Origin of the sequence: Achromobacter pestifer (assembly GCF_902859625.1) — a bacterium.
In the GTDB taxonomy this organism is placed as follows: domain Bacteria; phylum Pseudomonadota; class Gammaproteobacteria; order Burkholderiales; family Burkholderiaceae_B; genus Achromobacter; species Achromobacter pestifer.
In genome coordinates, this window is the sequence record NZ_CADIJX010000008.1 from 89612 (window position 1) to 111093 (window position 21482).

The window sequence follows — 21482 nt, forward strand, 5'->3', positions numbered from 1 at the left end:
GGGCGCGGGGCCCGTGCGGGCAAGCGGCGGGGCGGCGTGCCGCCCCGGAAGATCAGTCGACCAGCTTCAGCGTGCCCTTCATCAGCGCGAAGTGGCCGGGGAAGGAGCAGAAGAAGGTGTAGTCGGTGCCGGCGGCAAGCTTGCTGACGTCGAACGTGACGGAATCCGTCTGGCCGCCACCGATGACCTTGGTGTGCGCGATGACGCGGGCGTCGTCTTTCTTGACGTAGTCGTTGTCCAGGCCAGCCGCCATGCCGTCGTTCACCGCGCCCTGCATGTCAGCGGTGGTGGTCAGGACCCAGTTGTGGCCCATGACGTTCTTGGCCAGGGTGCCAGGGTGCTTGAGGTTCACGGTGAACTGCTTGCAGCTTTTGCTGACCGTGATTTCCTTTTTGTCGAACTGCATCTGGTCATTGCCAGCGATATCGACCGAGCACTCGGCGGCCAGGACCGGGGCCGACGCGACGGCGAGGACTGCCGCGACGCAAAGTTTCTTGAACACCATATTCATGCCTCCAATGTTTCGAGGGGAACGGAATTTCCGGCCCGCGCAGTGCGCTGGGGACGGGCGATACGACATTCTCGCCCTACTGTACGCTGCAATGCGCAAGGCTGCCCGCCAGGGGTTTGACCGAACGCAAGCGGCCGCCATTGAGTTACGCTGCGTCGTCCCGCCAAGCATTACAGTTTGGGGCTGACGCGCCAGATCACATTGCCCACGTCGTCCGCCACCAGCAGATCGCCCTGGCCATCGACAGCCACGCCCACCGGGCGGCCTTGCGCCTGACCACTGGTGTTCAGAAAGCCCGTCAGCACATCACGGGCCGCGCCGTCGGGCGTGCCATTGGCGAACGGCACGAAGATGACCTTGTAGCCGCTGCGAGGATCACGGTTCCACGAGCCATGCTGACCCACGAACATGCCGCCCGCGAAGGGGGCAGGCAGCCGGCTGTTGGCCGACCAGGCCAGGCCCAATGACGCCGTGTGTGGACCCAGCGCGTAATCGGGCACGATGGCGCGCGCCACCAGGTCTGGCCGCGCCGGTGTGACGCGGGTGTCCACGTGCTGCCCGAAATAGCTGTACGGCCAGCCATAGAAGCCGCCATCGCGCACCGACGTCATGTAGTCGGGCACCAGGTCGCTGCCCAGTTCGTCGCGTTCGTTCACCGCGGTCCACAAGGTCTTGCCGTCGGGCGCCCAGGCCATGCCGACCGGGTTGCGTAAACCGGTGGCATACAGCCGCTTGGCGCCGCTGGCTACGTCGATTTCCCAGATGGCGGCACGGCCTTCTTCGATGTCCATGCCATTTTCCGCGACATTGCTGTTGGACCCCACCGAGACGTACAGCTTGCGGCCATCGGGGCTGGCGATCAGGTTCTTGGTCCAGTGGTGGTTGATGCCGGCGGGCAGGTCGGTGACTTTCACCCCGGCAGCCGAAATCTGCGTCTGGCCGGGCTCATACGGAAAACGCAGCACGGCGTCGGCGTTGGCCACGTACAGCTGATTGCCGATCAGTGCCATGCCGAAAGGCGAATTCAAGCCTTGCAGCAACACGCTGCGCACCTCCGCGATGCCATCGTGGTCGGCGTCCCGCAACAAGGTGATGCGGTTGGCGCTGGCGGTACGGGCACCCGCGCGTTTCATCACGATGCCCGCAGCCCAGTCCTTCAGTCCGCCGGAGGCTTCTTCGGGCTTTGGCGGCGCATTGGTCTCGGCGACCAACACGTCGCCATTGGGCAGCACATACAGCCAGCGCGGATGATCCAGTCCGATGGCGAAGGCGTTGACCGTCAGGCCGCTGGCCGCCGTGGGCCGGGCATCCGCGGCCCAGCCGACTGCCTTCGCCGTATTGACGGTGGGAATCAGCGTGGTATTGGGGACGGGCAGTTGCGGGGTCGGGCCCATGCCCGCTTCGACGGGCAGGGTGGCAACTTCGCCGCAGGCGCTTAGCGCGGCCAGCGTCAGGCTGGCCGCTGCCAGGACACGTAGAGTAAGCATGATGCGACTCCAGGGCTATCTGTGCGTCCCATCATACCGATACCGCAGGTGCGCCGCGCGCCGTATTCAATCGTCGAAGCGGCTGCGCGTGACCGCACCCGATTGCGGGTCGACATGCAGCTTCACACGCTGGCCTTGCGGGTCGTAGGCCTTGACCTCGTATCCGTGCTTGCTTGAGCGTTCGATCTCGGAGATATTGCGGTAGCCGGCGGCTTCCATCTTGTCGTAGACCTGGCGGATCGTCAGCATCGGTGCGGCGGGGCTGGTGGCGGCGGGCGCGGTCGCGGCTGGTGCGGCGGCCTGCGCGTGGGCGGCGGTGCCAGCGACCAGGGCGGAAGCGCCGATAGCCATTGCAGCCAGGGTTTTTTGAATGCGCGTCATGATGGGTAGCTCCTAGGATGAAGTAAGGGAAATGCAGGCCGCTGTTTCGACCCTGCGTCCATTATTCGGGTTGGCGCATGAACCTTTTCTGAAGCCGCTGTTCATGTCCGGTTCATCCTCGGCGCGGTATAAAAGACGATCCATCCCCTAATTCTTCAAAGAGGCCCGGCATTGCGGCAGCCCCCCCTGACCCGACGCAAACGCAGCGGCATCGTGTTGTCCGGCTGCGCGTTGGCGTTCGCGCTCATCACCGGGCCGGTCAGCGGGCTGGCCGGCGATAGCGACCACGAGCGGGCCCGTCAGGCCCTGGAAGCCGGCAAGGTATTGCCATTGGGCGCGGTGCTGGACATCGTTGAACGCGATTTTCCCGGGCAGGTGGTCAAGGTCGAATTTGAAGAGGACGATGACGAATTCATCTATGAGATCCGAGTGCTGCAAAGCGGCGGCGGCATCCTCAAGCTGAAGATCGACGCACGCGACGGGACGCTATTGGCCGTCAAGGGCCGCGACATCAAATTCAAGGGCAAGGACTGATGCGCATACTGGTGGTGGAAGACGAACCCACGTTGGCCGGCCAATTGGCCGAAGCGCTGCGCGGCGCGGGCTATGCGGTGGACGTGTCGGGCGACGGTGAATCGGCCCGCTACCTGGGCGACGTCGAAGCGTTCGACGCGGTGGTGCTGGATCTGGGCCTGCCCGTCATGGACGGATTGACGGTGTTGAAGCAGTGGCGTGCCGCCCAGCGCAACATGCCCGTGCTGATCCTGACCGCGCGCGACAACTGGCACGAAAAGGTGGCCGGCATCGACGCCGGCGCGGACGACTATCTGACCAAACCCTTCCACATGGAAGAGCTGCTGGCCCGAGTGCGCGCGCTGTTGCGGCGCAGTACGGCGCATGCCAGTGCGCAATGGCGCTGCGGCCCCCTCATGCTGGACACTCGCCAGGCCAAGGTCACGATAGACGGCCAGGCGCTGACCCTGACCAGCCATGAATTCAAGGTGTTGTCGGTGCTGATGCAGCGCGCGGGCGAGGTCGTGTCACGCACGGAGCTGGTCGAACACATCTACGCGCAGGATTTCGACCGCGACTCCAACACCATCGACGTGTTCATCGCCCGGCTGCGCAAGAAGCTGCCACCCGACACCATCGAGACCGTTCGCGGGCTGGGCTACCGCTTGGCGGCCCAGGGATGAAACCGGTTCGCGCAGGGGGGCTGGGGTCACTGCGGCTGCGGCTGCTGGCCGGCACGCTGGCCTGGATCCTGGTGTCCGTGGCCTTGGCCGGCTGGGGGCTGGCCAGTTTGTTCCGCCAGCACATCACCCAGCAATTGCAGGCCGAACTTACCTTGCACCTGAATCAGCTGACGGCCGCGGTCAATGTCGGCGCGGATGGGCGTCCGGTGGTGGACCCGCCGCCAAACGATCCACGATTGGAGCAGCCGCTGTCCGGCCTGTATTGGCAGGTGGATCGGTTGGCCGACGCTGGCCAGCCCGCGATCATCGGCGCGGCGCGTTCGCGTTCGTTGTGGGATCAAACGCTGGAAACCCAGGCGCTGGCGCCGCAACGGGATCCCCAGGCCGGCGACCAGACCTATGACATTGCCGGGCCCGCCGGGCGTGGCCTGTCGGCAGTGGCGCGCATACTGAAACCTGCCGAGGAAGACGCGGCACCCTTGCGCCTGGTGGTGGCGGCTGACCGCCGCGTGCTGGCGGAGCCCATTGGCCGCTTCAACCACATGCTGGCGATCGCGCTGGGTGCGCTTGCCGTCGGGCTGACGGCGGCGGCGGTGGTTCAAGTGGTGGTGGGCCTGCGGCCGCTGGCGCGGTTGCGGCGTCAATTGGCCAAACAGAATGCCGGCGACAGCAGCCGCATTGAAGGCCGCTTCCCCAGCGAAATCCAACCGTTGGTGGATGACTTCAACAAGGTGTTGGCGATGAACGCCGAGATCGTGCAGCGTGCGCGGACCCAGGCCGGCAATCTGGCGCATGCGGTCAAGACGCCGCTGACGATCCTGGCCAATGCGGCGTCACGCGATGGCAGCGTGCCGGCCTCGCTGGTGGACGAGCAGGTGGCGATGGCCAACCGCCAGATCGACTACCACCTGGCGCGTGCCCGGGCCGCCGCGTCGTCGGGCGCCGCCGATGGCCGCGCGCCCTTGCTGGACGCGGTGCAGGGGCTGGTGCGTGTCATGCAACGCTTGTACGCGCAGCGCGATCTGCGTATCGGGATGGCGGGTATTTCCGCCGGGATGGTGTTCCGCGGCGAACAGCAGGACTTGCAAGAGATGCTGGGCAATCTGCTGGACAATGCCTGCAAATGGGCGGCCAGCCTGGTCAAGATCACGGCCGAGCCCGTGGACGCAGGACGCTTGGTGCTGCACATAGATGATGACGGCCCGGGCATCGAGGATCACGAACGCGAACGCATTTTCCTGCGGGGCGTGCGCATGGATGAACAGTTGCCCGGATCGGGCCTGGGGCTGGACATCGTGCGCGATCTGGCCAGCACGTATGGGGGCGAGGTTCGCGCCGGACGTTCGCCGTTGGGCGGGCTGCGCGTGTCCTTGTGGCTGCCCGCCGCCTGAGTACCGCCCGAGCGCGCTACTTCACCAGCGTGACGGGCACGTCGGCCAGTTGCAGCACCTGATTGGCCACCGAGCCGATCAGGATGTTCGCCAGCGTGCCGTTGCCGCGCGAGCCCATCACGATTCGCGTGCAGCCGTGATCGCGCGCGTAGCCGGTGATTTCGGTGGCGGCGTGACCAAATTCGACGTGGCTGGTGTAGTCGACGCCGGCCACGTCCAGCAACTGTCGCGCCTCGTTGGTGGCCTCTTGGCCTTCACGGGCGTAGAACTCGTCGATCATGTCTTGCGTGATCAACCGAGAAATGCCCGCGCGCCCCTGCGTGGGCGTTTGCACGTTGATCAGGTGGATGCGTGCCGACGTCGCGCCTTGCGCCAGTTGCCGGGCGTACAGCACCGCGCGGTTGGCATTGTCGGAGCCGTCGACGGGGACCAGGATGTTCAGCATGGATGCTCCTTGATGCGTTACTTGACGAGCGTGACGGGCAATTCCGTCAGGTGCAGGACGCGAGTGGCGACCGACCCCATGAACAGTGACGAGACGGAACCCAGGCCACGCGAGCCCATGTAGATTTCGTCGGCCCCTGTTTCGTCGGCGATGCGGACGATGGTGTCGGCAGCGGCGCCGATCTCGACGCGGGCCTCAAAGGGCACGCCGGCTTGCGACAACAGGCTGCTGGCTTCTTGCAGCGCGGTGCGGCCTTCGTCCTGGTAATAGGCGTCGATCTCGGCTTGTGACAGGCCGCGGCCGATCTTGCCGGATTTCAAGGGAATCTGGACGCTGAGCAGGTCCACCCGTTCGACGGGATCGTAGGCACGTGCCGCCAGCAGGGCTTGGACGGCATGAATGGCGGGTTGCGAGCCATCCACCGGGATCAGGATGCGTTTCATCGTCGTCTCCTTGTTAGGTGCGAGCCGCGGGAGGCGGAGCGTTCTACTTTATTTGAATTATTCGCCAGTTTCACCGTTCACGGAATGCGCAGGATCAATCCGGGTGCTCGCCGTTTGCGTTGGCCCCTGTCAGCGCCAGCGTTCGGGCGTGACCGCCGCGTCCACCTGTGTGCCCAGCAGACGGCTGGCCAGCGGCGCCAGCGCGAGCGCGCTTCCGGTGGTTTCCAACTGCATGGCGCCCACGCCCGTCGAGCGCAGCAGGCCGCGTTCCTGCAATTGGTGCCGCAACCAGCGCGCCACGGGGGCGCCGGTGTCCAGCAGGGGCACGCCGGGGCCAGCCGCCGCCTGAATCGCGTCCCGCAGGAAGGGGAAGTGCGTGCAGCCCAGCACCAGCACGTCGGCGCCGGCATCGCGCAACTCCGCCACGGGCGTGCGCACGGCGGCTTCGATCCGAGGGCCGGTCAGTTCGCCTTGTTCGACCAGCCTGACCCATTCCGGGCAGGGGCGCAACAGAATGCGGACCTCGGGCGCCTCACGCTGAACCAGCGCGGCGAACTTGGGGCTGGCCAGGGTGCCCGTGGTGGCGAATACGCCCACCACGCCGCTATGCGTCAGGTGCGCCGCGGGTTTGATGGCGGGTTCCACGCCGATGATGATCAGGTCCGGATGGCGCCGCCGCAATTGCGCGATGGCCGCCGCGGTGGCGGTATTGCAGGCCACCACCACGGCTTTCGCCTGCCGCGACACGAAGTAATCGGTCAGCGCCTGGGCGCGCTGTTCGACAAAGGACTGCGTTTTTTCGCCATAAGGGACATGGGCGGAATCGGCCACGTACAGCAGCGATTCGTGGGGCAGGGCATCGCGGATCGCGCGCAATACGCTCAGGCCGCCGACGCCAGAGTCATATACGCCGATGGGAGATTCGGAAAGCATGGTGGGAAGGGCGGGATGCGGGTGTTCGGCAGTGTAGCGCCGGCCTGTGCGGATCGGCGCGGCATACGGGGTTAGTTCGCCTCTTGCGCGCGGTGGCGGCGGACTTCCTCGATCAGTTTGCGGGTGGCGCCGGACTGTGGCGCGTCGCGCCAGATCAGGTTCAAGGGGGCGCGCAGTTCCACCGGATCGGTCACGCTGACGTACACGACGCCTTCGATGTTGACGCGGCGCAGGGACGCAGGCACCAGCGACACGCCCAGGCCGGCTGCCACCAGGCTCAGTGTGGACAACATGCGCGGCGCTTCCTGCGCGATGCGGGGGCTGAAGCCCGATGCGCTGCACGCCGTGATGATGGCGTCATACAGCCCGGGGCCGCTGTGGCGGCGGTACAGGATCAGGGATTCCTCGGCCAGTTCGGATAACGCGATGTGCTGCCGTGCGCGGCCCTTGACGGCGGGATGATCTGCGGGAAACGCCGCCAGCATCGTTTCTTCCAGCACGGTTTCCTCAACCACGCCGGGGCCGGTTCCATACGAGCCCCGGATGAAGGCCACGTCCACGCGGCCTTCGCTGACGGCTTCACGCAGTTCGCCCGTGCTGCTTTCCTCAAGCACCAACCGCACGTTCGGCGCGCTTTCGCGGAACCGTCGAATGACCGATGGCACAAATGGGTGAAAGGCGGCTGACCCGGTGAACCCGACCGTCAGCCGTCCGGCTTCGCCTTGGGAGACGCGGCGCACCCCATCCACCGCCTGATCCACCAGCGCGATGATGTTGCGTGCGTCGTCAACCAGGGCCCGGCCGCTTTCCGTCAGCTCCATGCCGCGCGGCAGCCGGTGGAACAAGGTGACGCCCAGCTCCTGTTCCAGCACGCGGATCTGTTGGCTAAGCGGCGGCTGGCGGATGCCCAGCCGGGCCGCGGCCTTGGTCAGGTGGGATTCCTCGGCAACCGCCAGGAAGTAGCGGAGAAGACGCAGATCGACTGATGCCATATGCAATGAATATGATTTTATGGTTAGTCATATATTAGACATTATCTAAGGCGAAGAGTAGGCTGCGATGTCGTTATTTCCTTATTCTGGCGCGGCGACGCGCCCGTCCCAGTCCTTTCGTCCACCGGTTCCCGACCGGGCATCACAATATGAATGCAGCACCCCCCACCACCGAGGCCGGACTTCGGCCTCCGCCCACTTGCGGGCAGTTGTTCTACGGATTCCTCATGCTCGGCCTGACGGCTTTTGGCGGTGCGCTGCCGCTGGCTCGCCGCATGGTGGTCGAAAAGCACCGCTGGCTCAGCGGGCCGGAGTTCACCGATCTGCTGGGCCTGTGCCAGTTCCTGCCGGGCGGCAACATCATCAACTTGTCGGTCGCGCTGGGGATGAAATTCCGCGGCCCGCGCGGTGCGTTCGCGGCGCTGATGGGCCTGATCCTGGCGCCGTCCGCCATCGTGATCATGCTGGGCATGGTGTATGACCGGTTCCAGAGCGACCCCCACATTCAGCATTTGTTCGCGGGTTTGGCGGCTGCGGCAGCGGGCTTGCTGATTTCAATGGCAGTGAAGGTGGGCGTGCCCGTCATCAAGCGCCGCGACTGGCTGGCCGGCGTCGTGGCGACGGTCTGTTTCGTGGCCATCGCCGTGCTGCGCATTCCGCTGCTGCCGACGATGGCGGTGCTGACGCCGTTGAGCATCCTGCTGGTCTGGAGGCAACGTCGATGATTCATACCCTGATCGCGTTAGCCCTGATTTTTTCCCAATTGTCGGTACTGGCGTTTGGCGGCGGCAATACCATCCTGCCTGAAATGCAGCGTCAGGTCGTGGAGGTGCACGGCTGGATGACGGCAGCTGATTTTTCGGCGCTGTTCGCCTTGGGGCAGGCGGCGCCCGGACCCAACCTGATGGTGGTCACGCTGGTGGGTTGGCATGTGGCCGGATGGTGGGGCATGCTGGTGACGACCATTGCCAAGTTCGGCCCCTCTTCACTGATCACCATCCTGGCGCTGGGCTTGTGGGAACGCTTCAAGGACCGTCCGTGGCGCGGCGTCATCCAGGCCGGCATCTTCCCCATGACCGTCGGGCTCGTCGCCGCCAGCGCGTCGCTGATCACCGAGGCTTCGGCGCATACATGGCTGCTGGGGGCGATCACCGCCGTGGTGGCATTGCTGGGCAGCGTCACCCGTATCCATCCGCTGTGGCTGCTGTTCGGCGGCGCGCTGGTGGGTTTGGTGGCGATCGGTTAGCGTTAGAGCTCTTGCCGCGCGTAGGAGCCCCCATGACCAAGCCGATTCCCGAAGATCCGCAAGCCGAAGATCGCGTCGCATCCGTGGACAGCCTGCCGTTCTTTCATGCTCATCGGCGGTTGGTGTTGTGCGGTCTGCTGTTCGTGGTGGCGGGCGGCACGGCTTATGCCCTGGGCCGTTCGCCCAGCCTGGCGCTGCTGCTAGGCTTTGACGCCGCCGCGCTGGTGTTCCTGCTGCTGACGGCCAGGGTGTTTGGCCAGACCACCCCGGCGTCCATGCGCGTGCATGCCAAGCAGCAGGACGTGGGACGTTTCGGCGTGCTGTGGAGCAGCGTGGCACTGTCCTGCATGGTGATGGTGTCGCTATGGGTGGAACTGCGCGGCGAAAGCAACACGGGTGGCGTGGTGGACATGCTGGCCGCCGCCACCACCATCGTGATGTCCTGGCTTTACATGAACATGATCTTCGCGCTGCACTATGCGCACAGCTATTACGGCCATCGAACCGACACGCACAAGGGGTTGGACTTTCCCGGAACGGACGAACCCGACTACTGGGATTTCGCGTATTTCGCGCTGGTGCTGGGCATGACGTTCCAGGTGTCTGATGTGCAAATCATCAACCGGCGCGTGCGGCGGATGGCGCTGATGCACAGCGTCATCGCCTTCTTCTTCAATGTCTTCATCATCGCGATCAGCGTCAACGTGGCGGCGGGAAAAGCCTGAAAAAAAGGATGACCCCCACGCTGCGGCGGGGGAAAGGGACCCCCACGCCGCGCACGCCTTGCGCAGCGATCAGGCCGCTGCGGCCAATCTCCACAATGACGTGACTTCTTTCGAGCGGGCCGCGTACAGCGGGTCGCTCGGGTCTTTCGCGCGGCTATGCGTGGGGCGCGTGTCGATGCGTTCGACGACGCGCAAGCCGGCTTGCTGGATCATCTCAAGCAACGCTTCGTGCGTGCGCAGGCCCAGGTGTTCGGCCAGGTCCGACAGGATCAGCCAGCCTTCACCATTGGGCGTCAGATGCGCGGTCAGCCCGTTGAGGAAACCGCGCAGCATGCGACTGTCGGGGTCATAGACGGCATGCTCGACAGGCGAGCTGGGGCGTGCGGGCAGCCACGGCGGATTGCAGACGATCAGCGAGACCCGGCCTTCCGGGAACAGGTCGGCCTCAACGATGTCGACCTGCTTATCCAGGCCCAGCCGCTCAATGTTCTCGCGGGCGCAAGCCAGCGCGCGCGGATCCTGGTCGGTGCCGATGACGCGCTTGCCGCCACGGCGTGCGATCACGGCGGCCAGGACGCCGGTGCCGGTGCCGATATCGAAGGCCACGCTGCCTCGCGGCATCGGGGTGTTCGCCACCAATTCCACATACTCGCCGCGCAGCGGGGAAAACACGCCGTAGTGCGGGTGGATGCGGTTGTTCAGGACGGGAATCTCCACGCCCTTCTTGCGCCATTCAAAGGCGCCGATCAGGCCCAGCAATTCACGCAACGACGCCACATAGGGCTCATCGGCGGGGCCGTGGGCTTCTTCGCAGGCTTGTCGCGCGTCGGGCGCGCGGCGCAGCGAAATGCCGTGGCCGGCGTCAAACGGAATCAGCAGCATGCCCAGGATGCGGGCGCGTTGCGATTGGATCTGGCGATGCTGGTTGAAGGCTTCCAGCAAGGTGTCCACGGGTTTGCGGGGCCGCTTGTCCACGCGCCGGGTCATCGCTTGCAGCAGCAGGCGCGCATTCTGGAAGTCGCCGCGCCACAGCAGGCCCACGCCTTCGCAGGCCTGGCGGTAGGCCATGTCCGCGGTCAGGGTGTCGTCCACCACCACCACGCGCTTGGGCGGCGTCGCGCCGGTTTCAGAGCGCCAGCGGGCGGAATGGGGGACATCTTGTTCTTCCCAGTGCAATTCGGGGGCGCTCAACGTGACGCTCCAGCAAGGACGGGGGGACGGGGCAGGATCATGAGGGAATATAAAAAGAAAAGGCGCGGGCTGCCAATGTAGCAGCTTCGCGCCCCGGGGCGGTGCGGCGCCGTGAGGCGCCGCTCGGCCGGACAGGCCTCAGTGGAACAGGACGACCGCCTTTTGCAGCGTGATCCAGATGCCCCAGGCCAGCGGGATGCCCACGCAGGCCCAGGCGAACATCACCAGGGCGGCAGGGGTGCGGAACGTCGAGGTGCTCACGCCATGGGTTTCGGAGGCGGCGGCGCGCTCGTGCGCCAGCGCCTTTTCCTGCGCCAGTTCTGCTTCCGTCATGAAGTACTTGGGGTTCACGGGGCGGATCGCCAGATTGCACAGGAAGCCCAGCACCAGCATGCCCGCCAGGATGTACATGGTGATGTCGTAGACCTGCGCGCGCGGCACGCCGATCGACAACTGGTATTCCCGGATGTAGTTCACCAGCACCGGGCCGAAGATGCCCGCTGCCGACCACGCCGTCAGCAGGCGGCCGTGGATGGCGCCCACCATCTGCGTGCCGAACAGGTCGGCCAGATAGGCCGGCACCGTGGCGAAGCCGCCGCCATACATGGACAGGATCACGCAGAAGGCGGCCACGAACAAGGCCAGGGCGCCCATATGCGCGGTCCACGGAATGGCGGCATACAGCACGAAGCCCAGCACGAAGAAGACCAGGTAAGTCATCTTGCGGCCCAGCTTGTCCGACAGGCTGGCCCAGAAGAACCGGCCGCCGATGTTGAACAGGCTGAGCAGGCCGGTGAAGCCCGCGGCAATGGCGGCGATGGCCGCCAACTGATCCTTGTCCAACTGGCCAAAGCCCAGTTCCGGCTTATTGATCAGGCCTCCGCCGAACACCTCTTGCAGCAAGGGGGACGCCATGCCCAGGATGCCGATGCCCGCCGTCACGTTCAGGCACAGCACCAGCCACACCAGCCAGAACTGCGGCACGCCCCAGACACGCTTCACATGGACGTGGCCCTTGGTGATCATCGCGTTGTTGGCTTGCTTGGCCGGGGCCGTCCAGCCTTCAGGCTTCCAGCCCGTGGGCGGCACGCGGTAGCCCAGGGCGCCAGACATCATGAAGATGAAATACACCACCGCCATGGTCAGGAATGTCTGCCAGACGCCGGGCGAGGTCGGGGTGGCAAAGTGGCGCATCAACAGGTCCGCCAGCGGGGCGCCGATCATCGCGCCGCCGCCGAAGCCCATGATGGCCATGCCGGTTGCCATGCCCCGGCGGTCGGGAAACCACTTGATCAATGTGCTGACGGGCGAGATATAGCCCAGGCCCAGCCCGATGCCGCCAATGACGCCGGACCCCAGCCACAGCATCCACATCTGGTGCAGATACACGCCGATGGACGAGATGACCAGGCCGCCGCACCAGCACAGGGCCGACACCACGCCCGCCTTGCGGGGACCGGCGCGCTCCAGCCAGCCGCCCCACAGCGCGGCCGAGCAGCCCAGCAGCACGAAGAACAAGGTGTACATCCACCCCATCGTCGAAATCTTCCAGTCGCAACTGGTCGTGAAGAGTTCGGCGACCAGGCTCATATCCGCCGGGCAGGCCAGCGGCTTGGCGCCGCCCACCATCTTGGACAACGGCAGCCAGAAGACCGAGAAGCCGTAGGCCATGCCAATGCATAGATGGATGGCCAGGGCGGCCGGCGGCACGAGCCAGCGCGAGAACCCCGGCCCGGCGATGGTGCGTTCTTTGTCAAAGAAGCCCGGCTTTGAGCCGGGCAGGTCCAGGGTGGCGGTGCTTTCCATGTAGTCTCCTCAGGGGTGCGGCTTTATAGCGCGCGCCGACCGGAAATAGAACGGTTGCGCGGCCTCTTTTTGAATCCGTCACTGCGTGCTGCCTACTGACTGCGGTAAAGCGGGCGTCCGGCTACCCCACGCGGGGGGCGGGCGTCAGGCGCTGGCGGTTTTGCGTCACGGCGTCCAGTACCAGAGGGTGCAACTGTTCCACGCCGGCATCGCCGTCGGGGCTTTGCGCAAGAAAGTCCAATAGTTCGTTGCGCATGCGGGGTTCCCAGAACTTATGGATATGGTTGGCCACGCCTTCCATCGCTTCGGGGCGGTCTGGCATGGCGTCGAAGAATTGGCCGATGCGATTGGCCATGCGGATCAGATTGCCGATTTCCATTGCGCGTAAGGGTCCGGTTCAGGGGATAAGGCGGTCGGGGTGGGAATACAGGGTCGCGTTGTCATTGCGCAGGAATCCGACCAGGCTGACATTGGCGTCTCGCGCCAGGCGGATGGCCAGGTCGGTGGGGGCGGACACCGCGGCCAGCACGGCCACGCCGGCCGCCGCCGTCTTCTGCACCATTTCAAAGCTGGCGCGGCTGGACACCAGCACGATGCCGTCGCCGGCATGCATCGCCTGGCGTGCCAGCGCGCCGACCAGCTTGTCCAGTGCGTTGTGCCGGCCCACGTCCTCGCGCACCAGCGCCACCACGCCATCCGCGCCGGCCCAGCCTGCCGCATGGGTGGCGCCCGTGATGTCGTGCAACGCCTGGCGGGCGCGCATGTCGCGCATGGCCGCCAGCACGGAGGGAATGCGCACGGACGCCCCGTTGGTGACGGGCGCCACCGGGCGCAAGACTTCCGGCAAGGTTTCCACGCCGCACAACCCGCAGCCGGTGCGGCCGGCCATGGCGCGGCGGCGCGTCTTCAGCCGCACCTCGCAGGCGCTGGAGATTTCCAATTGCACGACGATGCCGTCGCATTGCGGCAGCAGATCGATGCCGCGCACGTCGCTGACGGATTCGATGATGCCTTCCGACAAGGCGAAGCCCACGGCAAAGTCTTCCAGGTCCGCAGGCGTGGCCAACATGGTGGCGTGGCTGATGCCATTGAATTCCAGCGCCACCGGGGTTTCGAGGGCGACGAAGTCGGTCTCGACGGTCGGGGCGATGGCCCCGTCCCGCACGCGCGTGACCTGGATCTGCGTGCAGTCGGGACGGGAGGTCGGGGGCGTGGTCATGGCATCCAGGGCGGTCGTGGCGGGCAGGAGGTTACTTCCCGGTCAGCGCCGCTTCGCTTTCGCGCGATCGCTCGCGCAGCAGCTTTTGCTGAATGTCCGCAAAGCGGGACCATTGGCGTTGCCATTCCGAAGGCTGGGACACCCGTGTGATCTGCACGGCCGTGACCTTGTATTCGGGACAGTTGGTCGCCCAGTCGGAGTTGTCCGTGGTGACGACGTTGGCGCCGGACTCGGGGAAGTGGAACGTGGTGTATACCACGCCCGGTTGGACCCGATCGGTCAGGGTGGCGCGCAGAACCGTCTCGCCCGCGCGGCTCTGAACGCCGACCCAATCGCCCTCGGCCACGCCCCGGTCCTCGGCATCCTGCGGATGCAGTTCCAGCACGTCTTCGCCATGCCACATCACATTGGGCGTGCGCCGCGTCTGGGCGCCCACGTTGTATTGGGACAGGATGCGGCCCGTCGTCAGCAGCAGGGGGAAGCGGCGCGTGCTGCGTTCGTCGGTCGGCACGTACTTGGTGATCATGAACTTGCCCTTGCCGCGCACGAAGGTGTCGATGTGCATGATGGGCGTGCCTTCCGGCGCGTCGTCGTTGCACGGCCATTGCAAGCTGCCCAGCTTGTCCAGCTTGTCGTAGCTGACGCCCGAGAACGTCGGGGTCAGCCGGGCGATCTCTTCCATGATCTCGCGCGGGTGCTTGTAGTTCATGGGGTAGCCCAGCGCATTCGACAGCGCAACCGTCACTTCCCAGTCCGACTTGCCGTTCTTGGGTTCCATGACTTTGCGCACGCGGGAAATACGGCGTTCTGCATTGGTGAAGGTGCCGTCCTTTTCCAGGAACGACGAGCCCGGCAGGAACACGTGCGCATACTTGGCGGTTTCGTTCAGGAACAAGTCCTGCACCACGATGCACTCCATCGCGGCCAGCGACGCCGCCACGTGTTGGGTATTGGGGTCGGACTGCACGATGTCTTCGCCCTGGCAGTACAGGCCCTTGAACGAGCCGCCCAGGGCGGCTTCAAACATGTTCGGAATGCGCAAGCCGGGTTCTGGCTGCAAGGTCACGCCCCAGTCTTTTTCAAACTGTGCGCGCACCGTATTGTCGGAGATATGGCGGTAGCCCGGCAGTTCGTGCGGGAACGATCCCATGTCGCACGAGCCCTGCACGTTGTTCTGCCCGCGCAGCGGATTCACGCCCACGCCCTCGCGGCCGATGTTGCCGGTGGCCATTGCCAGGTTGGCGATGGCCATGACGGTGGTGGACCCCTGGCTGTGCTCGGTCACGCCCAGGCCGTAGTAGATGGATCCGTTGCCGCCGGTGGCGAACAAGCGTGCGGCGCCGCGCACGGCCTGCGCCGGCACGCCCGTGATTTCCTCCATGGCTTCCGGCGAATTCTCAGGCAGTGACACGAAATCGCGCCACTCGTTGAAGGCCTTGGCTTCGCAACGTTCAGCCACGAAAGCCTCATCGATCAGGCCGTCGGTGGCGATCACGTGGGCCAGCGACGACAGCAACGCGGTATTGGTGCCGGGCCGCACTTGCAGGTGGAAGTCCGCCTTGATGTGCGGGGAACTGACCAGTTCGATGCGGCGCGGATCAATCACGATCAGGCGCGCGCCCTGGCGCAGCCGGCGCTTCAGGCGCGAGGCGAATACCGGGTGGCCGCTGCTGGGGTTGGCACCCATCACGATGACGACATCGGTATGCATCACCGAATCGAAGGTCTGCGTGCCGGCGGATTCACCCAATGTCTGCTTCAGGCCGTAGCCGGTCGGCGAATGGCACACGCGCGCGCAGGTATCGACGTTATTGGTGCCGAACGCCGCGCGCACCAGCTTCTGCACCAGCCAGGTTTCTTCGTTGGTGCAGCGTGATGAGGTGATGCCGCCCACTGCGTCGCGCCCATACTGGCTTTGAATGCGGCGGAATTCGGAAGCGGCGTAGTTGATCGCTTCGTCCCAGGACACTTCCTTCCAGGAATCCGTGATGTGCTTGCGGATCATGGGCTTGAGCACACGTTCCTTGTGCGTCGCATAGCCCCAGGCGAAGCGGCCCTTCACGCAGGAGTGCCCACGGTTGGCCTGGCCATCTTTCCACGGCACCATGCGCACGACTTCCTGGCCCTTCATCTCGGCCTTGAAGCCGCAGCCCACGCCGCAATAGGCGCAGGTGGTCACGACCGAGTGCTCGGCCTGACCCATCATGATGACGGTTTTCTCTTGCAAGGTGGACGTCGGACAGGCTTGCACGCAGGCGCCGCAGGACACGCATTCGCTGTCCAGGAACGGCTGGTCTTGTCCCGGCGACACCCGCGACTCGAAACCCTTGCCCGAGATCGTCAGGGCAAAGGTGCCCTGGGTTTCCTCGCAGGCGCGCACGCAGCGGTTGCAGACAATGCACTTGGAAGCGTCGTAGCTGAAGTACGGGTTGGAGTCGTCCGTCGCGGCCTTCAGGTGGTTGGCGCCGTCGTAGCCGTAACGCACATTGCGCAGGCCCACCACGCCTGCCATGTCCTGCAATTCGCAGTCGCCATTGGCGGGGCAGGTCAGGCAGTCCAGCGGGTGATCCGAGATGTACAGCTCCATGACGCCACGGCGCAGATCGTGCAGCTTGGGCGTTTCGGTGTACACCACCATGCCGTTCTCGGCCGGCGTGGTGCAGGATGCCGGATAGCCGCGGCGGCCTTCGATCTGCACCAGGCAGAGCCGGCAAGAGCCAAAGGGCTCCAGGCTGTCAGTCGCGCACAGCTTGGGGATGTTGATGCCGGCCTCGGCGGCCGCGCGCATCAGGGAGGTGCCTTCGGCGACGCTGATTTCCTGTCCATCGATGGTCAGGGTGACGGTGTTTTCCGAAATCCGTTCCGGTGTGCCCAGGTCGCGGTCGCGCTTGATGACGGTCTCTAGCATGTCGGTCTCTCGGGTTCAGGCCGCGTGCGCGGCAGACTGGGAGGACTCGATGCCGAAGTCCTGCGGAAAGTGGTTCAGCGCCGACAGCACCGGGTAGGGCGCCATGCCCCCCAATGCGCAGAGCGAACCGCCCATCATCGTGTCGCACAGGTCGCGCAGCAGATGGACCTGCTGTTCGCGCTGTTTCGCGTCGGATCCGCCCGCCGCGATCTTGTCCAGGGTTTCGACGCCACGGGTCGAGCCAATGCGGCAAGGCGTGCATTTGCCACAGGACTCGATGGCACAGAACTCCATCGCGTAGCGGGCCATGCGAGCCATGTCCACGGTGTCGTCAAACGCCACCAGTCCACCGTGGCCGATCATCGCGGAAATCTGGATATAGGCTTCGTAGTCCAGCGGCACATCCCATTGCGATTCCGGTAGATACGCACCCAGGGGGCCGCCCACCTGAACCGCGCGCAACGGGCGCCCCGAGGCGCTGCCGCCGCCGAATTCATACAGCAGGTCGCGCAGGCTCAGGCCGAAGGCCTTTTCCACCAGGCCGCCTTGCTTGAGGTTGCCGGCCAGTTGAAAGGGCAGCGTGCCGTGCGAGCGGCCCACGCCGTAGTCGCGGTAGTACGCCGCGCCCTTGGCCAGGATGATCGGCACCGTGGCCAGCGAGATCACGTTATTGATGACAGTGGGCTTGCCGAACAAGCCGGATATCGCCGGCAGCGGCGGCTTGGCGCGCACCACGCCGCGCTTGCCCTCCAGGCTTTCCAGCAAGGATGTTTCTTCGCCGCAGATGTAGGCGCCCGCGCCGGTGCGGACTTCCATGTCGAACTGGCGGCCGCTGCCGTGCACGTCGCGGCCCAGCCAACCCACCGTGCGTGCCCGCGCGATGGCGGCTTCAAGCGTGGCGATGGCGTGGGGGTATTCCGAGCGCACGTAGACGTAGCCGTAGGTCGCGCCGACCGCCAGGCCGGCGATGGTCATGCCTTCGATCAGCACGTAGGGGTCGCCTTCCATCAACAGGCGGTCGGCAAACGTGCCCGAATCGCCCTCGTCGGCGTTGCAGACGATGTACTTCTGGTCGCTGGGCGACCCCGCAACCGTCTTCCATTTGATGCCGGTCGGGAAGGCCGCGCCGCCACGGCCGCGCAAACCCGACGTGACCATTTCGTCGACGATCTGCGCGGGTGCCATGGACAGCGCCCGCTTCAGGCCGGCCAGGCCGCCGTGCGCCGCATAGTCCTGCAAGGACAAGGGGTCGATCACGCCCACGCGGGCGAAGGTCAGGCGTTCCTGGTGCTTCAGGTACGGGATGGCTTCGGTCAGGCCCAGGCACAAGGGATGCGCGCCGCCCGTCAGCCAACCGGCGTCGAACAGCGCGGTGACGTCTTCCGGCGCAACCGGCCCGTAGGCCACGCGGCCGTCGGGGGTCGCAATCTCGACCAGGGGTTCCAGCCACAGCAGCCCGCGCGAGCCATTGCGCACCACCTGCACGGATAGGCCGCGCTCGTCTGCGATGCGTTCAATGTCACGGGCCACCGCGTCGGCGTCCATGGCCAGGGCCGCGGCGTCGCGCGGTACGTAGATGACGATGGGGGCGCTCATGACGTGGCCTCCAGCGTGCGGGTCAGCAGGCGGTCGAGCTTGTCGGGGGTCACTCGGGCATGCGGCTGGCCGTCAATCATGACTGCGGGTGATTGGGCGCACAGGCCCAGGCAATACACAGGTTCCAGCGTGAAATTGCCGTCCGCGGTGCTGGCATGGAAATCGCAGCCCAGCTTGGCGCGCGCATGGGCGGCCAGGTGTTCGCCACCCATCGCCTGACAGGATTCGGCGCGACAGACCTCCAGCGTATGGCGCGCGGCCGGTTCGCTGCGGAAGTGGGGGTAGAAAGTGATGACGCCGTGGACTTCGGCGCGGGACAGGTTCAGGGCCTCGGCGATGGTTTGCACCGCCTCGGCCGGAATACAGCCTAGTTCGTGCTGCACCCCGTGCAGCACCGGCAGCAACGGGCCGGGCAGGTGTTGCAGCTGCGCAAGCACGCGCGCGGTGGCCGCGATGGCGGGAGTGGGGGACGCCTGGGCTGCGTCCAGAGCCAGTTTGCCGCCCCGGGCTCCGCCGCTGGACGCCAAGTCGGATTTTGCCTCGCGCTGATGCACGGTGGTCTCCTCCAGTATTGCTGGGCCCCGTCCTGGGGTCTGTTGTGTTGGGTGGGATGCGGGATATTTAATATGTTTTTTTGAACATAAAAAAATCCCGTCCTGCCCGTTATTTGTGTACTCTAACCACGTAATTCATCGCCTTCAATAAGAAATAAATGACATATAAGTTCCGTATCGGGCTGCGCGCGCAATGGACATTGGGCGGTGACGACGATTCAGCGCCCGTGTCGTTGCAAGACATGCTGGCCTTGCTGGCCGCCATCGATGCCACGGGCAACATCGCGGGCGCCTGTCGCGCCTGTGGTCTGTCGTACCGGCATGCCTGGGGCGTGCTGCGCCGTTTTGAAGGCATCTTCGGCACGCAGCTGCTGATCACCAACCGGCGCCAGGGCACGCAATTGGCGCCGTTTGCGCAGCGCTTGCTATGGGCCAATCGACGCATCGAGGCGCGGCTGATGCCCACGCTGGACAGCATGGCGTCCGAACTGCAAGAAGAGCTTGAGCGCCTGCTACCGGAAAGCGGGCCGCACCTGCGCCTGCACGCCAGTCACGGCTTCGCGGTGGAGTCGCTGATGCAGCACATGAGCGGCCGCAAGCCCGGGCTGGAGCTACGCTACCGCACGGCGATCGAGGCACTGGCCTCGCTGGAACGGCATGAGTGCGATCTGGCCGGGTTCCAGGTGCCCCTGGGCGATTTTGAATCGCCCATCATGGAACGCTATGCGCAATGGCTGCATGCCGATGAATACGTGCTGATCCATCTGGCCGTGCGCAATACGGGACTATTCGTCACCCCGGGCAATCCCAAGCAAATCCACGGCATGGCGGATCTGGCGCGCGCCGACGTGCGCTTCGTGAATCGCCAGATTGGGTCCAGCACCCGCTATCTGGTGGGCCTGATGTTGCAGAGAGCCGGCGTGTCCATCGGCGAAGTGCAGGGGTACGAAACCAACGAATTCACGCATATGGCCATCGCCGCGCACATCGCCAGCGGCATGGCGGACACCGGCGTTGGCGTCGAGACGGCCGCCTGCCGCTTTGGGCTGGACTTCATTCCTCTGGTGCGGGAACGCTATTTCTTTGCCATTCGCAAATCGTCGCTGGAGACTCCCGCCATGCAAGACTTGCTGTCCATCATGCGTGGCCCCGATTACGTGGGCTACGTTGGGCAACTGATCGGCTACGACGCCCAGGACACCGGGCGGTTACAAACCTTGGAAGAGGCGTTCGCGTGAACGCGCGGCGAGCCACGCCGGGATACCCGCGCCGGGATATGATGACCCCATGAGTAAAGTGATTTTCCTTGCCGACCGCCGGAACGACCGTCCGGCCTGGCCCGCGCCCGGCGAATTGCCGCCGCACGGGCAGCCGGCGCTGGATCAGCGCGCGCGCCCCTTGCGCGATTTGCGGATCTCGGTGACGGATCGCTGCAACTTCCGCTGCACGTATTGCATGCCGCGCGAAGTCTTCGACAGCAGCTACACATTCATGCCGCATTCAGACCTGCTGTCTTTTGAAGAGATCAGCCGGCTTGCAGGCATTTTCACGCAACTGGGCGTGGAAAAGATCCGCCTGACCGGCGGCGAGCCGCTGCTGCGCAAGCACATCGAAAACCTGGTGGGCATGTTGGCCGGCTTGCGCACGCCCGCCGGCCAGCCGCTGGACCTGACCTTGACGACCAACGGCAGCATGCTGGCACGCAAGGCCGCCGCGCTGAAGGCAGCAGGATTGACGCGCGTCACCGTCAGCCTGGATGCCCTGGACGCCGCCATGTTCCAAGGCATGAGCGACAGCGGCTTCACGCCTGACGACGTGCTGCGTGGCATCGATGCGGCGGCCGACGCGGGCTTGGCCCCCGTCAAGGTCAACATGGTGGTGCGGCGCGGCCTGAACGACACGCAGATCCTGCCGATGGCCGAACGCTTCCGCCATAGCGGGCATATCTTGCGTTTCATCGAGTACATGGACGTCGGCAACAGCAACGGCTGGAACCTTGCCGAAGTGATTCCCAGCCAGGAAGTGTTGGATCGGATCGGCGCGGCCTATCCGCTGGAACCTGTGCAGACGAGTGAAATGGGTCGAGTGGCCGAGCGCTGGCGCTATCAGGATGGCGGCGGCGAAATCGGCGTCATTTCCAGCGTCACCCATGCCTTCTGTGGTGGCTGTACGCGCGCGCGCCTGTCGCCGGAAGGCAAGCTGTTCCTGTGCCTGTTCGCACACGAAGGGCACGACTTGCGCGCGCCGCTGCGCGATGGCGCAAGCGACGCCGAATTGGCCGGCATCCTGTCGGGCATTTGGGGCACGCGCGATGACCACTACTCGGAACTGCGCGGCCGCAACCTCGCGACCCCCACGCCGGACCCAGGGCGCAAAGTCGAAATGAGCTATATCGGTGGCTGAGGCCTCGTTGCCGCACGCGGGCGTCGCCGGCCTGATCCTGGCCGGCGGGCAAGGC

22 protein-coding genes are annotated in these 21482 nt (G+C 65.4%); 8 read left to right on the forward strand and 14 right to left on the reverse strand.

Translation table 11 applies throughout. From position 1 onward, the window contains the following. Window positions 1-52: 52 nt before the first annotated feature. The 3 genes from azu to HV753_RS25335 all read right to left on the reverse strand — a co-directional run bounded on the left by azu (window position 53) and on the right by HV753_RS25335 (window position 2379). Complete coding sequence (gene azu / locus HV753_RS25325; RefSeq protein WP_175177344.1) at window positions 53-505, reverse strand: azurin; 453 nt, start codon at window positions 503-505, stop codon at window positions 53-55. Between the two features lie 176 nt (window positions 506-681). Next, a complete protein-coding gene (locus tag HV753_RS25330; RefSeq protein ID WP_175177345.1) occupies window positions 682-1998 on the reverse strand; it encodes a PQQ-dependent sugar dehydrogenase in 1317 nt (438 codons plus the stop codon). Between the two features lie 66 nt (window positions 1999-2064). Continuing rightward, window positions 2065-2379, reverse strand: a complete 315-nt coding sequence (locus HV753_RS25335; RefSeq protein WP_175177346.1) for a PepSY domain-containing protein — start codon at window positions 2377-2379, stop codon at window positions 2065-2067. Window positions 2380-2550: 171 nt separating this feature from the next. Between HV753_RS25335 and HV753_RS25340 the strand changes: the two genes are divergently transcribed. The 3 genes from HV753_RS25340 to HV753_RS25350 are packed head-to-tail and all read left to right on the forward strand — an operon-like array spanning window position 2551 to window position 4966. Continuing rightward, window positions 2551-2913: a PepSY domain-containing protein gene (locus tag HV753_RS25340; RefSeq protein WP_425485931.1), complete on the forward strand. Its 363-nt coding sequence runs from the start codon at window positions 2551-2553 to the stop codon at window positions 2911-2913. Continuing rightward, window positions 2913-3575 carry a response regulator transcription factor gene (locus tag HV753_RS25345; RefSeq protein WP_175177347.1) on the forward strand — a complete coding sequence of 221 codons (663 nt, stop codon included), beginning with the start codon at window positions 2913-2915 and terminating at the stop codon, window positions 3573-3575. Before HV753_RS25340 ends, HV753_RS25345 begins: the two co-directional genes overlap by 1 nt. Beyond that, window positions 3572-4966 carry an ATP-binding protein gene (locus tag HV753_RS25350; RefSeq protein ID WP_175177348.1) on the forward strand — a complete coding sequence of 465 codons (1395 nt, stop codon included), beginning with the start codon at window positions 3572-3574 and terminating at the stop codon, window positions 4964-4966. Before HV753_RS25345 ends, HV753_RS25350 begins: the two co-directional genes overlap by 4 nt. A 16-nt stretch (window positions 4967-4982) precedes the next feature. Here the strand turns inward: HV753_RS25350 and HV753_RS25355 are convergent, their stop codons facing one another. The 4 genes from HV753_RS25355 to HV753_RS25370 all read right to left on the reverse strand — a co-directional run bounded on the left by HV753_RS25355 (window position 4983) and on the right by HV753_RS25370 (window position 7779). Next, entirely contained in the window at window positions 4983-5411 is a 429-nt protein-coding gene (locus tag HV753_RS25355; protein ID WP_175177349.1) for a universal stress protein, read from the reverse strand. Window positions 5412-5428: 17 nt separating this feature from the next. Then, window positions 5429-5854 carry a universal stress protein gene (locus HV753_RS25360; RefSeq protein ID WP_175177350.1) on the reverse strand — a complete coding sequence of 142 codons (426 nt, stop codon included), beginning with the start codon at window positions 5852-5854 and terminating at the stop codon, window positions 5429-5431. Between the two features lie 129 nt (window positions 5855-5983). Continuing rightward, a complete protein-coding gene (gene murI, locus HV753_RS25365; protein WP_175177351.1) occupies window positions 5984-6787 on the reverse strand; it encodes a glutamate racemase in 804 nt (267 codons plus the stop codon). Window positions 6788-6858: 71 nt separating this feature from the next. Further along, a complete protein-coding gene (locus HV753_RS25370) occupies window positions 6859-7779 on the reverse strand; it encodes a LysR family transcriptional regulator (protein ID WP_175177352.1) in 921 nt (306 codons plus the stop codon). Window positions 7780-7928: 149 nt separating this feature from the next. On the opposite strand from HV753_RS25370, the gene HV753_RS25375 reads away from it, so the two are divergent. Genes HV753_RS25375 through HV753_RS25385 form a run of 3 tightly spaced genes read left to right on the forward strand, consistent with a single transcriptional unit; the run spans window position 7929 to window position 9750 of the window. Beyond that, window positions 7929-8504: a chromate transporter gene (locus HV753_RS25375; protein WP_175177353.1), complete on the forward strand. Its 576-nt coding sequence runs from the start codon at window positions 7929-7931 to the stop codon at window positions 8502-8504. After that, a complete protein-coding gene (locus HV753_RS25380; protein ID WP_175177354.1) occupies window positions 8501-9025 on the forward strand; it encodes a chromate transporter in 525 nt (174 codons plus the stop codon). The genes HV753_RS25375 and HV753_RS25380 overlap by 4 nt, the downstream gene beginning before the upstream one ends. A gap of 32 nt (window positions 9026-9057) precedes the next feature. Beyond that, entirely contained in the window at window positions 9058-9750 is a 693-nt protein-coding gene (locus HV753_RS25385) for a DUF1345 domain-containing protein (RefSeq protein WP_175177355.1), read from the forward strand. Between the two features lie 69 nt (window positions 9751-9819). Here HV753_RS25385 and HV753_RS25390 read toward each other — a convergent pair whose 3' ends face one another. The 7 genes from HV753_RS25390 to HV753_RS25420 all read right to left on the reverse strand — a co-directional run bounded on the left by HV753_RS25390 (window position 9820) and on the right by HV753_RS25420 (window position 19024). After that, window positions 9820-10941: a methyltransferase gene (locus tag HV753_RS25390; protein WP_175177356.1), complete on the reverse strand. Its 1122-nt coding sequence runs from the start codon at window positions 10939-10941 to the stop codon at window positions 9820-9822. Window positions 10942-11079: 138 nt separating this feature from the next. Then, window positions 11080-12747, reverse strand: coding sequence for an OFA family MFS transporter (locus HV753_RS25395; RefSeq protein ID WP_175177357.1), 1668 nt, complete (start codon window positions 12745-12747; stop codon window positions 11080-11082). 121 nt (window positions 12748-12868) lie between these two features. Further along, entirely contained in the window at window positions 12869-13126 is a 258-nt protein-coding gene (locus tag HV753_RS25400; RefSeq protein ID WP_175177358.1) for a formate dehydrogenase subunit delta, read from the reverse strand. Between the two features lie 18 nt (window positions 13127-13144). Beyond that, a complete protein-coding gene (gene fdhD, locus HV753_RS25405) occupies window positions 13145-13966 on the reverse strand; it encodes a formate dehydrogenase accessory sulfurtransferase FdhD (RefSeq protein WP_175177359.1) in 822 nt (273 codons plus the stop codon). A gap of 31 nt (window positions 13967-13997) precedes the next feature. Next, a complete protein-coding gene (fdhF, locus tag HV753_RS25410) occupies window positions 13998-16874 on the reverse strand; it encodes a formate dehydrogenase subunit alpha (RefSeq protein ID WP_175177360.1) in 2877 nt (958 codons plus the stop codon). A gap of 15 nt (window positions 16875-16889) precedes the next feature. Continuing rightward, window positions 16890-18470, reverse strand: coding sequence for a formate dehydrogenase beta subunit (locus tag HV753_RS25415; RefSeq protein ID WP_175177361.1), 1581 nt, complete (start codon window positions 18468-18470; stop codon window positions 16890-16892). Continuing rightward, window positions 18467-19024 (reverse strand): formate dehydrogenase subunit gamma, encoded by a 558-nt coding sequence (locus HV753_RS25420; protein ID WP_175177362.1) that lies wholly within the window; start codon window positions 19022-19024, stop codon window positions 18467-18469. Before HV753_RS25420 ends, HV753_RS25415 begins: the two co-directional genes overlap by 4 nt. 158 nt (window positions 19025-19182) lie before the next feature. On the opposite strand from HV753_RS25420, the gene HV753_RS25425 reads away from it, so the two are divergent. Together HV753_RS25425 and moaA are read left to right on the forward strand one after the other, a co-directional pair. Beyond that, window positions 19183-20262 carry a substrate-binding domain-containing protein gene (locus HV753_RS25425; protein WP_175177363.1) on the forward strand — a complete coding sequence of 360 codons (1080 nt, stop codon included), beginning with the start codon at window positions 19183-19185 and terminating at the stop codon, window positions 20260-20262. Between the two features lie 49 nt (window positions 20263-20311). Continuing rightward, entirely contained in the window at window positions 20312-21427 is a 1116-nt protein-coding gene (gene moaA, locus HV753_RS25430) for a GTP 3',8-cyclase MoaA (RefSeq protein WP_175177364.1), read from the forward strand. Window positions 21428-21482: the final 55 nt, after the last annotated feature.